The organism is Spiroplasma endosymbiont of Dromius quadrimaculatus (genome assembly GCF_964031155.1).
GTDB lineage: Bacteria > Bacillota_I > Bacilli_A > Mycoplasmatales > Nriv7 > Nriv7.
This window is the reverse complement of record NZ_OZ035010.1, coordinates 1,127,296-1,141,912: the sequence shown is the minus strand read 5'-3', so window position 1 is coordinate 1,141,912 and position 14,617 is coordinate 1,127,296. Positions and strand designations below refer to the sequence as shown.

Annotated in this window: 21 protein-coding genes; 18 read left to right on the top strand and 3 right to left on the bottom strand. The window is 25.9% G+C overall.

Annotation, left to right across the window (positions count from 1 at the left end; all coding sequences use genetic code 4):
* Window positions 1–9: 9 nt before the first annotated feature.
* Window positions 10–2,034, top strand: coding sequence for a transketolase (gene tkt, locus AAHM88_RS06400; RefSeq protein ID WP_342262635.1), 2,025 nt, complete (start codon window positions 10–12; stop codon window positions 2,032–2,034).
* 1 nt (window position 2,035) lies between these two features.
* Complete coding sequence (locus AAHM88_RS06395; RefSeq protein WP_338967972.1) at window positions 2,036–2,263, top strand: YneF family protein; 228 nt, start codon at window positions 2,036–2,038, stop codon at window positions 2,261–2,263.
* Window positions 2,264–2,306: 43 nt separating this feature from the next.
* Here the strand turns inward: AAHM88_RS06395 and radC are convergent, their stop codons facing one another.
* Window positions 2,307–2,990, bottom strand: a complete 684-nt coding sequence (gene radC, locus AAHM88_RS06390) for a RadC family protein (protein WP_342262634.1) — start codon at window positions 2,988–2,990, stop codon at window positions 2,307–2,309.
* The gene (locus AAHM88_RS06385; RefSeq protein ID WP_342262633.1) at window positions 2,980–3,249 is read right to left on the bottom strand and encodes a hypothetical protein; all 270 of its coding nucleotides are present in this window, start codon (window positions 3,247–3,249) and stop codon (window positions 2,980–2,982) included. The genes radC and AAHM88_RS06385 overlap by 11 nt, the downstream gene beginning before the upstream one ends.
* Before the next feature lie 564 nt (window positions 3,250–3,813).
* Between AAHM88_RS06385 and AAHM88_RS06380 the strand changes: the two genes are divergently transcribed.
* The 14 genes from AAHM88_RS06380 to AAHM88_RS06315 are packed head-to-tail and all read left to right on the top strand — an operon-like array spanning window position 3,814 to window position 10,117.
* Window positions 3,814–4,140 (top strand): hypothetical protein, encoded by a 327-nt coding sequence (locus AAHM88_RS06380; RefSeq protein ID WP_338967359.1) that lies wholly within the window; start codon window positions 3,814–3,816, stop codon window positions 4,138–4,140.
* A gap of 2 nt (window positions 4,141–4,142) precedes the next feature.
* Window positions 4,143–4,364, top strand: coding sequence for a hypothetical protein (locus AAHM88_RS06375; RefSeq protein WP_342223528.1), 222 nt, complete (start codon window positions 4,143–4,145; stop codon window positions 4,362–4,364).
* Complete coding sequence (locus AAHM88_RS06370; RefSeq protein WP_342262538.1) at window positions 4,364–4,525, top strand: hypothetical protein; 162 nt, start codon at window positions 4,364–4,366, stop codon at window positions 4,523–4,525. The genes AAHM88_RS06375 and AAHM88_RS06370 overlap by 1 nt, the downstream gene beginning before the upstream one ends.
* A 3-nt stretch (window positions 4,526–4,528) precedes the next feature.
* Window positions 4,529–4,759, top strand: a complete 231-nt coding sequence (locus AAHM88_RS06365; RefSeq protein ID WP_342262537.1) for a hypothetical protein — start codon at window positions 4,529–4,531, stop codon at window positions 4,757–4,759.
* Window positions 4,760–4,770: 11 nt separating this feature from the next.
* Window positions 4,771–4,905: a hypothetical protein gene (locus tag AAHM88_RS06360; RefSeq protein ID WP_342262536.1), complete on the top strand. Its 135-nt coding sequence runs from the start codon at window positions 4,771–4,773 to the stop codon at window positions 4,903–4,905.
* 19 nt (window positions 4,906–4,924) lie between these two features.
* The gene (locus AAHM88_RS06355; protein WP_342262632.1) at window positions 4,925–5,170 is read left to right on the top strand and encodes a hypothetical protein; all 246 of its coding nucleotides are present in this window, start codon (window positions 4,925–4,927) and stop codon (window positions 5,168–5,170) included.
* 24 nt (window positions 5,171–5,194) lie between these two features.
* The gene (locus tag AAHM88_RS06350) at window positions 5,195–6,178 is read left to right on the top strand and encodes a hypothetical protein (protein ID WP_342262534.1); all 984 of its coding nucleotides are present in this window, start codon (window positions 5,195–5,197) and stop codon (window positions 6,176–6,178) included.
* 6 nt (window positions 6,179–6,184) lie between these two features.
* Window positions 6,185–6,469, top strand: coding sequence for a hypothetical protein (locus AAHM88_RS06345; RefSeq protein WP_338968736.1), 285 nt, complete (start codon window positions 6,185–6,187; stop codon window positions 6,467–6,469).
* A gap of 2 nt (window positions 6,470–6,471) precedes the next feature.
* On the top strand, window positions 6,472–6,720 hold the full coding sequence (locus AAHM88_RS06340) for a hypothetical protein (RefSeq protein WP_215826579.1): 249 nt from the start codon (window positions 6,472–6,474) through the stop codon (window positions 6,718–6,720).
* 21 nt (window positions 6,721–6,741) lie between these two features.
* Window positions 6,742–7,134, top strand: a complete 393-nt coding sequence (locus AAHM88_RS06335) for a hypothetical protein (protein ID WP_342262533.1) — start codon at window positions 6,742–6,744, stop codon at window positions 7,132–7,134.
* Between the two features lie 43 nt (window positions 7,135–7,177).
* Window positions 7,178–7,384 carry a hypothetical protein gene (locus tag AAHM88_RS06330; RefSeq protein ID WP_342262532.1) on the top strand — a complete coding sequence of 69 codons (207 nt, stop codon included), beginning with the start codon at window positions 7,178–7,180 and terminating at the stop codon, window positions 7,382–7,384.
* Between the two features lie 15 nt (window positions 7,385–7,399).
* Window positions 7,400–8,092 (top strand): hypothetical protein, encoded by a 693-nt coding sequence (locus tag AAHM88_RS06325; protein WP_342262631.1) that lies wholly within the window; start codon window positions 7,400–7,402, stop codon window positions 8,090–8,092.
* Window positions 8,053–9,585: a hypothetical protein gene (locus AAHM88_RS06320; protein WP_342262630.1), complete on the top strand. Its 1,533-nt coding sequence runs from the start codon at window positions 8,053–8,055 to the stop codon at window positions 9,583–9,585. Before AAHM88_RS06325 ends, AAHM88_RS06320 begins: the two co-directional genes overlap by 40 nt.
* 31 nt (window positions 9,586–9,616) lie before the next feature.
* Window positions 9,617–10,117, top strand: coding sequence for a hypothetical protein (locus AAHM88_RS06315; protein WP_342262530.1), 501 nt, complete (start codon window positions 9,617–9,619; stop codon window positions 10,115–10,117).
* Window positions 10,118–10,357: 240 nt separating this feature from the next.
* Here the strand turns inward: AAHM88_RS06315 and AAHM88_RS06310 are convergent, their stop codons facing one another.
* A complete protein-coding gene (locus tag AAHM88_RS06310) occupies window positions 10,358–12,589 on the bottom strand; it encodes a hypothetical protein (protein ID WP_342262529.1) in 2,232 nt (743 codons plus the stop codon).
* A gap of 195 nt (window positions 12,590–12,784) precedes the next feature.
* Between AAHM88_RS06310 and AAHM88_RS06305 the strand changes: the two genes are divergently transcribed.
* Both AAHM88_RS06305 and AAHM88_RS06300 read left to right on the top strand, forming a co-directional pair.
* Window positions 12,785–13,753: an Mbov_0401 family ICE element transposase-like protein gene (locus tag AAHM88_RS06305; RefSeq protein ID WP_342262629.1), complete on the top strand. Its 969-nt coding sequence runs from the start codon at window positions 12,785–12,787 to the stop codon at window positions 13,751–13,753.
* 233 nt (window positions 13,754–13,986) lie between these two features.
* Window positions 13,987–14,169 carry a hypothetical protein gene (locus tag AAHM88_RS06300; protein ID WP_342262628.1) on the top strand — a complete coding sequence of 61 codons (183 nt, stop codon included), beginning with the start codon at window positions 13,987–13,989 and terminating at the stop codon, window positions 14,167–14,169.
* The last annotated feature ends 448 nt before the right edge of the window (window positions 14,170–14,617 follow it).

The window sequence follows — 14,617 nt, the reverse complement described above, 5'->3', positions numbered from 1 at the left end:
AGGAATAATATGTCACAAAACCAATTTCAAAATGAAAACGATGATTATAATCGTGAGCAGTCAATTAATACTATTAAGATGTTAGGTGTTGAAGCTGTCAATCAAGCTAATTCAGGGCATCCGGGAATTGTTTTAGGAGCAGCACCAATGAGTTATGCACTATTTAGTGAACATTTATATTGTAATCCGCAAGATCCCCAATGAATTAATCGTGATCGTTTTATTTTATCAGCTGGACATGGCTCAGCATTATTGTATGCGTTATTACATTTAAGTGGTTATGATATTAGTATTGATGAAGTTAAAAATTTTCGGCAATTGGATTCAATTACTCCTGGACATCCAGAAAGAAATTTAACACCTGGTGTTGAAGCAACAACGGGACCATTAGGACAAGGATTAGCAATGGGTGTTGGTTGTGATTTAGTAAGAACTTTTCTGGCCCATAAATATAATAAACCTGATTTTAATATTTTTGACTATCATACTTATATTATTTGTAGTGATGGTGATTTACAAGAAGGCATAAGTCAAGAAGCTATTAGTTTAGCAGGTCATTTAAAATTAAGTAATTTAATTGTTTTATATGACTCTAATGATATTCAATTAGATGGTCCAGTAAGTTTATCACAAAGTGAAAATACAAAACAGCGTTTTTTAAGTGCTAATTGAAATTATATTTTAGTTACTGCGGGTAGTGACTTTAAAGCAATTAGTCAAGCAATAAGACAAGCTAAAGCGGAAACTGAAAAGCCAACTTTAATTGAAATTAAAACTATTATTGGTGTTGGCGCTTCAAAAGCAGGAACTAGCAGTGTTCACGGTGCCCCTTTAGGTGATGATATTATTAAGCTAAAAGAAAATTTGAAGTGAGATTATGAACCATTTTTTGTTCCTGATGATGTGAAAAATGATTTTAAAGTTAGAGTTGCACAAAGAGGTCAACAACAACAACAAATTTGAAATCAAATGTGAACTGAATATGCTAATAAATATGTTACTGAATATAAGGAAATTAATGATACTTTATATCATAACTATAATTTTACTGCTAATGATTTTCAAGATATTTTAATTGAACAAGATATGGCAACAAGAGATTGTTCATCAATGGTATTAAAAACTATTAGTAAAAAATTGCCATTATTTATTGGTGGTAGTGCTGATTTATCATCATCAACAAAAGTTTTAGGAAGTGATGGATACTTTGCATCTAATAATTTACAAGGTCGTAATATTATGTTTGGCGTTCGTGAATTTGGAATGGGTGCTATTAGTAATGGGATGCTATTACAAAAAACTGTTCGCTCATTTGTTGCTACTTTTTTAATTTTTAGTGATTATATGAAACCTGCAATTCGTTTAGCTTCATTAATGGAAATTCCTAATATTTTTGTTTTTAGTCACGATTCAATTGCTGTTGGTGAAGATGGACCAACCCATCAACCGGTAGAACAAATTTCAATGTTAAGAGCATTACCTAACTTAAATGTTTTTCGTCCTTGTGATATGAAAGAAACGATTGCTAGTTATATTTGTGCATTGAATAGTAAAGATAAGCCAACAGCAATTTTAGTTTCGCGACAAAATTTACCGCAAATTATTTCTAGTGATGTTAATAAAGCATTAAAAGGCGGATATATTATTAGTCCTGAAAAATCACAATTAGAATTAATAATTATTGCTACTGGTAGTGAAGTGCAATTAGCATTAAAAGTTCAGCAACAATTACAAAAAGAAAATATTAATACTATTCGTGTTGTTTCTATGCCTTCAACAACTGTTTTTGATTGTCAAGATGTGACTTATAAGTTAGAAGTGCTTCCGCAGACTGTTAAAAAGATAAGTTTAGAAATGGCTTCAACTTGAGGATGACATAAATATGTTGATAATGGGATAACTTTTGGTATTGACAGATTTGGCATATCAGCATCAATGCAAGATATAATGAATGAATTAGGATTTACTGTTGATAATATTGTATTACAAGTTAAACAATTATTACAAAAAGATAATATAAAGGAGAAAAGATAAAATGCCTTGATGAGCAGGATTGTTAATTGGTCTTGTTGGCGGTTTAGTAATAGGAGGGTTATTAGCATTTTTAATATCTAAAAAGATGTTTGAAAAGCAATTAAGAGATAATCCACCAGTTAATGAAAAAATGATTCGAGCAATGTATATGCAAATGGGAAGAAAACCTTCCGAATCACAAATTAAAGCTGTGATGAATGCGATGCGTCGTAATCAAAAAAAACCTTAGAACTAATAAAATAATTTTTTAAACTGCCATATAATGGCAGTTTTTATATGGCAAATTTAGTTTGCAATAAAATACTATAAAAATTATTTTTACTAATAATGATGTGATCAACAAATTCAATTTTTAAAACTTTAGCAATATAAATTAAAGAATTTGTGGTTTCTATATCATGTTTACTAGGCAAACTATCATTATTAGGGTGATTATGAGCACAAATAATTTTTTGGGCATGATTTTTTAAAACGAGGTAATATATATCTTTTGGATCAATCGAAATTTGATTAATTGTTCCTTGATACACAAGTTGTTTAAAAATAATCCGATTATTATTATTTAATAAAATTAAATAAAAATTTTCGGTATTTAAATTACTTACTTCATATTGAAGTAAGTAAAAAATATCATATGGATTATTAATTCTAATAATTTTATTGTTAGCAATGTTAATATTTATTCGTTGATATAACTCAAAACTTGCTAATAACTCAATAGCCTTAACTTTTCCAATTCCTTTAATAACGGTTAACTCATTTAAAGTTACTTTTAATAAGTTTTCAACACCATTAAAATGATTAATAATATACTGTGCTAATTGTAAAACATTTTGTTTTTTATTACCAGTTCGTAATAGTAATGCAAGAAGTTCGTTATTACTTAAATTTTTAATGCCATTTTTTCACGCTTTTTCTCGTGGTCGTTCATTAATGGGAATGTCTTTAAATTTCATAAAATGGTGGCAAAATCTTATTATATAAATTTTGGAGTTTTTCTAATTTTGCTTCTAAATTTTTAATATTTGTTGCATCACGATTATTTCATCCGACTTTAAAACCACCAGGGAGTCCAATATCGGCTTGTTGGGCATTAAAAAGATTTTTAATTACTGGAATAGCCAAACCAAGTAATGCTCCACCAATAAGAAATGAAGCAACGGCACCACCGGTTTTAGAAATCATTTCTTCTTCTGATAATTGTTTTAGTTTCATAATAACCTCCTTTCATAATTTATATTTGTTTGATAACAAATAATTTCCTTGATTGGACGCATAAAGTTTTGTTAGGTAAGAAAAGATTTGAATAAGTATTAAGACAGTCAGCAATGATTGTCTTTTTATTTTATAAGGTGTTAAAAATTTGTTCTTTGAAAATTAAATACAAGTGAATTAATAATGTTGGTATGTATTAAAGCACGATAAATTGTGGGTGGTCGCCATAACCAAAAGAAGTTTACCAGTTGATAGATAACATCCTATTAGCTATAGCAATTTGTTTCATTTTGCAATAAAAAAATGAATGGGTGGATTTCCTAAAAATATACACGCTATTAAATTAGTTCCAAGGGTAGGATGCGGATGTTAAAGTGTAGAAATTTCTATATAGGGGTATATTAAGTTTAAAATTATTAAAATCTTTATCTAATTAAAAAAACAAAATTTACTAACAAAGCTTGTTAAACACTTAAATCTGCGATATATAAGTGTTTAAAAAACTGAGTCAACTAACTTAGTTAATGTAACTTAGTTTATAACAAATAAGAAAGGTAATTTATTATGAAAAACATTGAAAACATTTTCTTAAATACTAAAAAATATCTCTTAAAAGAAACACAAAACGCAATGTTTATTAAAGCACCTAAAATTCCATGATTTAATGAACAAATCGGCATTTGGTTTCCAAAGCGATTTGTTTATAAAGGAAAATATGAAAATTCGATTTGTATTGGAATAATAAAAGATAGTAAATATCAAGTAATTTCAATTAATCAACAAGAGCAAGAAACCAAATTAATTAAGGGACAAGAATTATTAGGCTTCTTCATTGCCGAAAAAGAAAACAACAAAAAAGATATAAATTATAACTATTTTAAAGGAGCTTAAAAATGAATATTGCAATTGGACTAATATTTATTATTATCAGCATCATGCTATTGGCATATTTTGCTTATAAAATTTATGCCAAAATAAAAATGCGAATTAAATATAAAAATGCCATTAAAAATAATACTGGTAATTTCACAAAAGACGAAAAAGTGTTTATTGCTCGCTTTGAAGAATGAGTTAAAACCCCTAATTCAAAAGAAAATAATGCGGATAAAAAATAATGTTTTGAGAAATTATTATGGAATTTTTAAAACTGTTTGTTCCGATAGAAAAAATGCCTGCACAAGTTGCGTTTATTGCCGGATTAATTATTATCATTACTTTTCTTTTCGCGTTAATTTCAATTATATATTTACCAATAAAAATGATTTTTGGGAGATAAAAAATGACAATAAACTTAAAAGAATTTGATTGAGAACAAATCAAACAAACTTTCTGAGATTTATTTATTCAAATTACAACTATTCCGGCTCATATTAGTGGTGATAAAGAAATTGATTTAACTCAAGAAACACTTTGGCTTTTAATAGCAAACATTGCTTTTTGATTCTTAACAGCGATTATGGTGTGATTTATTCTAATGCTACTTTGAAAAACCATATCAGTATTTAGATAGGGAAAAAATTAATGTCAAGAAGTTACATTGTGATGCATTCCCAAAGAAATTCAAAATTAATTAGGAAAAAATATAATCGTGTTAAGATTAATCGTGGTTTTAACAAATTTAAGAAAAATTTTGAATATAAATGATGAATGCTTTAAAAAGAAAGGGGGTGATTATATGATTGGAACTTTCTTAATAGAAGCACCAGCAGTAACAAAAATAACAGCTAGTGACGCCGCAATGACTAAATTATGAAATGCGATTATAACGGCGTTTACTAAAATGTGAGAAATTATTGCTGTTAATATGCCACAAGTCGGTAACTTCTTTGCTGACTACTGAATATTCATTTTTCCATTTATTTTGGCAATATTCTTTATTTGCTTTAAAATGTTTGAAAAATTACTTGGAGCGGTACGCTAACAAAAAAATAAAGTGAGGTGCAAGATGAAATTTTGCAAATGAATAATAGAAAAAAATAACCATTTTATTGAATTAAATCGCACCTCATTTTTAATTTTATGACATTGAGGAGCAATTTGATATATTTACAACGGTTATTTTAAAAACATTGTAAGTTATTTATTTTTAGCAGGTTGTATTTTAATTTTCCTTTTTAAAATCAGTAATTTAACGCAAATTAACAAAGTTATTAATTTTTTAAAAAATTCACCATTAAACATCGTTATTGGTTCATTAGGAACTGGAAAAACTGCTTTTCTAGTATACGCATCAAAATTACTAAAAAAGAAAAAATATCATATCGCATCAACATTTCCATTACTAGAAACCCAAAAATTAAGTTTAGGGCATATGGGATTGTTAGACTTTGATTATCCAGTATTGCCTGACAAAACCTTGCTTTTGTGAGATGAAACCAATTTATTTTTAGAAGGAACCGATTGAGAAAAAAATAATACCAAAAACGAAGAAAGCGGTATTCAAGAATATTTCGCTCTGGCACGGCATTTTGGTCATATTGTGCTTGCTAGCGGTCAGAGAGATAAACATATTTGAGTTAAAGTTCGTGATATTGCCAATAATGTAATTGTGGGAATTCGTAAAAAACCCGTTAATATTTTTCGCCCCTACTTAAAAGTCATCTATGGTACCTTTACGAGCATTGAAGAATATGAACGCTGACGAAACACCTTAATCGATGCGAAAAATAGCAAAAAAGGTCGTCGCATTAAATATCGTGATATTCCTGAACTCGATATCTATTTTTTTAAACTAAAAATTCCTCTACCAATACTTAACACTTACAATTCTTTTTACCTAGCATTTTTAAGAGATTACTTAAATGCAAAAGTAAATCCTGATTATGAAGACAAATACTATACTGACACCGCAATTGATTTAGAAGACTTAGAATACTTAAAAATGGATAAATTTAGCAAATTTTTAAGAAAAATGAAAGAAAAGGAATAATAAAAAATGGAAAATCTCGCAAAAATGGCCGACTTTCTCGCTCAAATGCTTTATAAAGTTTTTGACTTAATTTGAAGTTTAGAAGTGCCGGGAACGAATATTCAACTAATATTTCCTCTATTCTTAACACTGGCTGTAGAATTTCTTATGGCAATTATTCTTGGATTTGGTAGTCAACAAGTTAATTTGGAAAAACAACGCCAATATGCGGTTAAAAATAAAGGTCGTTTAAGTGCCTGAGGAAAAGCTAAAAAACAAATAAAACCAATAAAAACAAAACAAGGGAACTAACAATGTTTAAACTAATTATTATTTTTATCTTAATAACTGTTCTTGGATTATTGGCTGGTAGTCATTTTGAAACTTTAACGAACTATATTAGCGAGGGACTTGCCAATTTCCAAAAGTTTATTACTAGCAATTTAACAATTTTAGAACTATTTAAACCAATGGCTCGGACATTTTCGCAACACCCAATTTTTACCATTCTTGGTGTCACTTGTGTACTTATTGCTTTATTTATTGTGATTAAAGGACGATAAAAATATGAAAGGAAAATTAAAATGAAGAAACTTTTAGGAAAATTATTTAAAAAAGATAATTCAAAAGAAAAAATGCCATTAAAATTAAGAATTAAAAATTCTTTTAAAAAGCAGTGGTTAAAAATAGTATTAAGTATCATTTTCATTTTTATAAGCTTATTACTTTGTGCATTAACAGCAATTGATACTAAATGAATAACTGGAACAAGTAACGAATTTAATGAGTTTATGAATAAAGAGATGGTTGATTTCTTTGGCAAGTTCAATAGTGGTATTATGCTAGCAGGAATATTTGTTTTTTGATGAGGCGGAGCAATATATTTTGCAATTAAATTTGAAAAATTCATCCGCTTTATTATTCAGAAAATTAAAGCAAAAAGAACCTTAAAAAATGAAATCAAACAAACTAATTAATTCTTTAAAAAAATATTGATGGAGAATTTTACCTTACATTTTTATGATTATTATCTTTTTTATTCCATTTTTAAAATTGGAAACTAATGATTTGAAATTATTATATGAAAAATTTGAAGTATTAATTTCACTTATGATACTAGGATATTTAGATATATGCATTACAATAGCAGTAGTTATAAACTGTAGCATTGAGTGACTTATTAAAAAAATCAAAACCAAAAGAACAATGAAAAATAAAATATTTTAAAAAGGAGTGATAAAAATGTTTATGAAAATATTTACCGTGTTAATTATTAGTTTCAATAACATTTTTACCATTCCCCAAAATATTAATAATGACGAAATAACAACACAATCACTAATTAGAAACAAAAGACAAAATAACCAAATTTACGAAAAAGAAGTTAAACTTGAAAATTTAAAAGAAGTTGAAATTGAGAATATTCAACAGCATCATGATGAATTAAAAATAATAATAAAAGTTCCTATAAATATAAATAAAAAAAATCTTGAAGAAGTACTTAAAGAAAGACCAAAACCAACAAATGATAAACTTGAATTTATAACTCCTGCTTTTTCAAAAAACAATGAAATAAGAAAAAATATTGAAGATTTAACAGGAAAATATGGCAAAATAATTAACCAAAATAACAATAGAAAAACATACAAAATCCAAAAGTTTATCCAATTAGAAATGACAATAAATTACTATGATCACTCAAGCGGATATAGAATAGAAATAAATCCTAGAAAAACATTTATCATTAAAACAGAAAAAGATACAACCGACATTGATTTGCCAGAAATAACCAAAAAATTTGATGGAAACCATAACTATAACGATGTTGTTGATAATCTTGATTATTTAATGATTCATCGCGGTGATTTTGACAAATTCAATTATTCTTATCTTTATTGAACACCAGACCAGTATTTAATTTCATTGACACCTTAGAAAAAGGTTATTACAAAGAATTTACGATTAAAAATCACGGCTTTAAAGACGAGAGCTATTTTTATCATAAGACTTCAACTATTTTACCAAATTCAGAAATAATCGACCCTACAAATGCAACCAAAATTGAAGTTATAAAAAAAATTAAAAAAAGACTTAATGAAAAAATTAACAATCTTGCTGGCGTAAATAATGCAATTGAAGGCATCGACTATAATACAGAAATTAAAGATAATGACAACAATTACTTAGACGATAGCACTACTTTTGATTTAACAACAGACAATGTCGCTGACAGAACATTTACCGTTAAATTCACCGCAATTGAAACGAGCACACAATTGCAAGGAACAAATACGATTAAAATGGTCATTCCGAAACAAGATGATAACAACGATAATGTCCTCAAAATTAAGGCATTTAATAAAACCCTAATTGCTGGAAATAACTATTTACAATTATTACACGGTGAAAATGAAATATGAAAATATGACACCACAAGAGCTAACGATTATTACCTAATTAAGTACCTTTTCGGAACCTTAAATTACCTCAATGTTAAATTTAGTTTTCTACGATATGACCCCGATTTAAAAAATGATATTTACCTATATTTTAAAAATAACATTCCTAGTATTAACAACAGCGATTACAAAAATGTTTTTGATGAAATCTATGAAATTCTTGGCAATTTCTTTGCTAGTTTATTTTATGCGACTTTTGATATGGACGAAAAAACTCATACCGAAATTGATTTTAAGGGTATAGAAAACTATAAGAAGGATTATTTTATTCAAATAGGTTTCTTTTATCGTTCATTAATTACCTTTTATCCCAAAAAATACTTAGTAAATATTATAGGAAACTCAGAATTATTACTAAGAAGTTATTTCTTTACTTTTGACAAAAAAATGCACCAAGAGAATTACAATGCTATTAACAATACCAATAGCATTTATCAAATTAATTTTAATGTCCTTAAATCTTACGACAATAAACTAATTACCTTGCCAACCAGCAAGACTGCTAACAGTATTAATTATCTCAATACCGATATTGATATTCGTTATGGTATTAATATTTTTACCTTAACTTTTCCACTTTATCACAAAGGTAATATTTCTAACTACAATTTTAAAATTTATGACTTTAATGTATTAAATTCAACAGCCTTTATCCCTGATGGTTCAAATAACAGTGAATGAGACGATTTAATTCCACCAGCAAATTGCAAATATTCGGGACGATGAATACCAACATTTAATGATATTGGTTGTGCCATTCAAAATGCTGGTATCAAAATGATAAACTGAATACTGACAGCGTCACAAATCATCACGATTTTACGACCATTAGCAATTATTGCAAAAGCAACAGTTAACTTTTCAACCGATATTTTTCCAGTTTTTAAAACAGTACCAGCTTTTTACTATACCTTCCAATTTTTAATCGGTTTTGCCATTTTTCTAATGATTTTAAGAATTTTCGTGTAATATATATAGAAAAAATAAAGAAGTTAAAATTATGAAATTTTTAAATATACTAACTCTCTTGGAATTAGCAACATTATTCATAACTGGTTGTAATAATAAAACAAATAAATCAATAACACCACCAATGATTAAAAATCAAATTTATGAAAAAGAAGTTAAACTTGAAAATTTAAAAGAAGTTGAAATTGAGAATATTCAACAACATCATGATGAATTAAAAATAATAATAAAAGTTCCTATAAGTATAAATAAAAAAAATCTTGAAAAAGTACTTAAAGAAAGACCAAAACCAACAAATGATAAACTTGAATTTATAACTCCTGCTTTTTTAAAAAACAATGAAATAAGAAAAAATATTGAAGATTTAACAGGAAAATATGGCAAAATAATTAACCAAAATAACAATAGAAAAACATACAAAATCCAAAAGTTTATCCAATTAGAAATGACAATAAATTACTATGATCACTCAAGCGGATATAGAATAGAAATAAATCCTAGAAAAACATTTATCATTAAAACAGAAAAATAAGTTAACTAAATTTAAAAACTGTTAAAATTACTACCCTAAAAGGTGGTTGTCTATGATGACAATACTCTTAAACAACTAAGCAACTTTTCATTTTTTATATTTTAATAAAATAAGAAACCAGTAATTAATTAAAATTACTGGTTTGAATATTTTTCTTATTTTTCACAAGAAATTAAACATGGTGTACTTGCTCCAATTAAAGTTATTGTTCTAAATAGCTAATATCGTTTTTATAAAACCTTATACTATAGTAGTAACTGTATTTGTTTTTACCGGCCCTTCTCTTTCTGATGAAAAAAATGCTTCACCGTTAAATGTTATGTTATCATTGTTTTTATCTATAGTAATTTCATTGGGTAATAAACTATATTTTTGTAAAATTTGCATTACTTCTGTAATTGATAATGTAACTACTTGTTCTTTATTGTTATCATCAATTATTTTGGCAGTAATATTTCCTGTAATTTTTTGTTTTAAATTTAATATAACTTTAGATGTAATTATTCTTACTGGATAAGTAATTTTTAATTTTTCATTGGGATTAAGTTCAAATTTATCAGCGGGTACCTTAAAAATACTTAAAATCATTTCTTGTTCTTGTTTATTTGTGTTTGATAAATCAAATTCATTTGATAATACATTAATGATTTTAGAATTTTTATTATTTATATTTGTAAAATCTGTTAATTTCATTTCATCATCAGAATTTATGTTTCAACCATTTAATTTATTTTCTTGTTTTGTTTTAGTTAATCCTGTTGTAATTTGAAATACTAATTTTGATTTTGAATTATATTCACAAGTGGGTACATTAAATGATCTTGTATTTGGAGTTTTATTGATAATTTCTCTATCAGAACATACATTTTTAGGAGCATTAGATCATAAAAATGAATTTTCTCTTTTTGTTATTTCAGTATTTGAAAAATTTAAATTATTAGTATCAATATATTTTATTTCTTTAAATTTTAAATTAGGGTTTTCATCACGAAACTTAAAAAATACTGCTCTTTTAATTAATTCATTTAAATTAATAGCATTAATTTCATCTTTATTTTTAATTTTATAATTAACAGTAACTTCACCAAAATATTTACCATTGTCTTTTGCTTTAATTGTAGCTGATGTATCTGTTTTATTAATAATTTCTAATTGTGATATATCTAAATTAGGATTTAAATAATTTAATTCATTTAAAATAATTTCATCATTAATAATGTTATTAAACCGTAAATTATTTATTTGAATAATAATATTTAAAAGCATTTTAGTTTTAGTTATTGCAAATACATTACCACTTTTTTGTTCAATTATAATAGAAATAACTGCTTCATTTATTCCATTAATTTTAATTAAGTTTGATGAAGGTCTTGATTTAAAATATAATCCATCATCTGTTGCAAAATAAGTAGCACCAGCAACTGTAGACTTAATATTTCTGTCATGGATTGCAATATCATTAACTTGCCCTTTTATTTCGCTAATTTCTATAGCATCATAATTGTTTGGTTTATCTTCAATCAAATAAATTTTTTTATTTGCAGATATTGCGTAAGCTTCTCCTGTTGATTGAGAAATTATAATGCGATTAACCTTGTTATTTATTCCATTAATTTTAATTAAGTTTGATGAAGGTCTTGATTTAAAATATAATCCATCATCTGTTGCAAAATAAGTAGCACCAGCAACTGTAGACTTAATATTTCTGTCATGGATTGCAATATCATTAACTTGCCCTTTTATTTCGCTAATTTCTATAGCATCATAATTGTTTGGTTTATCTTCAATCAAATAAATTTTTTTATTTGCAGATATTGCGTAAGCTTCTCCTGTTGATTGAGAAATTATAATGCGATTAACCTTGTTATTTATTCCATTAATTTTAATTAAGTTTGATGAAGGTCTTGATTTAAAATATAATCCATCATCTGTTGCAAAATAAGTAGCACCAGCAACTGTAGACTTAATATTTCTGTCATGGATTGCAATATCATTAACTTGCCCTTTTATTTCGCTAATTTCTATAGCATCATAATTGTTTGGTTTATCTTCAATCAAATAAATTTTTTTATTTGCAGATATTGCGTAAGCTTCTCCTGTTGATTGAGAAATTATAATGCGATTAACCTTGTTATTTATTCCATTAATTTTAATTAAGTTTGATGAAGGTCTTGATTTAAAATATAATCCATCATCTGTTGCAAAATAAGTAGCACCAGCAACTGTAGACTTAATATTTCTGTCATGGATTGCAATATCATTAACTTGCCCTTTTATTTCGCTAATTTCTATAGCATCATAATTGTTTGGTTTATCTTCAATAAAATAAACTTTTTTATCTAAATTTTTTAAATTATTTGTTTTTAAATAACTGATTTCACTTTTTGTTGAAGTTGGAGCGTTTCCGACAATTCCTGACATTCCGCTTCCGGCCATTGTTATTGTGCTTAATAAACTGAGTAATTTTTTCATATTAATTAAATTCCTTTCGTGAATTTTTACTAATTAATAAAATTTACAACACCTTTTCCTTTCTCCAAATCCTAATCTGCAATTTCTTTACTTTGGAATCTCATTATAAATCATCAAATAAGAATTTTTATCATTTTTTTCGGTTTATTGAATACTAAAATTTGTTAAAGTTACTATCAAGAAAGGTAATTTATTATGTTAAAAATTAATAATAATGTAAAAACCTCAGAAAACAACCATTGATTTAGTTTATTTACAACCCATAAAAATATGTACATCAATAAATGCGAACAATTGGCTAATGAATATGAAAAATTAGATGAATACTTATATAAATATCATTATCGGTTAAAACAAGGTTATAAAGTAGTTCATTTTGCACCAAGAACAATTATTACAATTTTTGGTGATGTTACTTTTAAACGACGCCGATATAAATATTGAAATCAAAAATCAGGTAAATTTGAATATGTATGTTTGTTAGATAAAGAAATTGGCTTATTGCCTAAACAACGCATTTATTTTGATGTCCAATTTAAAGTTTTAAGTCTTTTGGGAGATGGTAAACGGTATCGTGATGTTTTAGATGCTCTAAATCATTGTTATATTTCAAAAGCTAGTATTTCAAATATTTTAAATAAATACGATATTGCTGAATATTTTCAACTAGCAGAAAAAGAAACTAAAACTAGAATTGATGTCAAAAATAAGGATTTGTATATTCAACTAGATGAGACATTTTTAGCAACATTAGATCAGAAAGTTAAACAAGACCAAAGAATTCGTTTAGTTACTTTTCATACCGGACATAAAGAAAAAAATTACAAAAATGCTCGTAGAGAATTAGAAAACAAACGAGGTCATTTTTTAATGTTAAAAGTTGGTAAACGAATAAATACGATGGATTATCGTGATTTATTAATTAAAGAAGTACAAAAAAATTATGTAAATATTAATTATGACAGAATAATTGTTTGTGGTGATGGTGATTCTTGAATTAGAGAAATTGCGAACAGTTTTGGTAATGTTAGATATATTTTAGATGGTTATCACGCTATTAAAAAATTAAAACAAACCGCATTTAATATTATTTTTGAAAATCGCAAAGTAACACTAAATAGTTGAATTAAATTATATAAGGATGGAAAAATCATCAAGAATTAATCAAAAACATTCGTAATGTTGCTAAAAATGAATTAAATAAAGATATTAAAACAAATTTAAGAAAGGCGAGTAATTATTTCAGTAATAATAAGCAAGGTATTCATCATCAAAATTTAGAATGAAATATCGGTTGTAGCATTGAAAGTGATGTATCGCATTTAGTAAAACAACAATTAGGCTATGGGGCAAAAATATATAATCATAAGAATTTAAATAATCTATTACATTTAAGAATGGCAAATTTAAACAACTTAAATGTATTACATTACATTAATGAAAATATTAATTCAGAAATAGAAATCAGAAAAGAAATATATAAAAATTCATTATGAAATAAATATAATAATAAAAATGATGATAGTTGAATTAATTATAAAGGTAATGCTGTAACAAATAAATATAATAGATTTAAGTAAGTAAAAATATAAAATTAATATATATTAGTGAAAATTTAATAATATTAATAATTTTTGTTGTGTAAAAATTCAATAATATGATAAAATGAAAAAGAATAAAAATGACAATAACAAGAAAGGCAGGGTTAGTTTAGTAATTAAATAATATAATTAGCTGATTGTTTTACTTCTTCAAAGCAATACCTAAGAAAACTAAACGCGACCCTTGTGATTTATTTATCTTGTAATTTTTAATCATTTATTACATAATATAATCAATTAAAAATATCTGAATTATTTAGTTTTTATAAGAAGTTAAAAATAATCATAAATTTAGTGATTACTTTTTATTTTGTATTTAATATAAGAGCGAAAAATTCTAGTTAAGATATTTATTAATTATAAAACCATTATTAATAACTAATGGCATTAAAAATAAATAATTGAACAATGGAAGTTCTATTAAAAG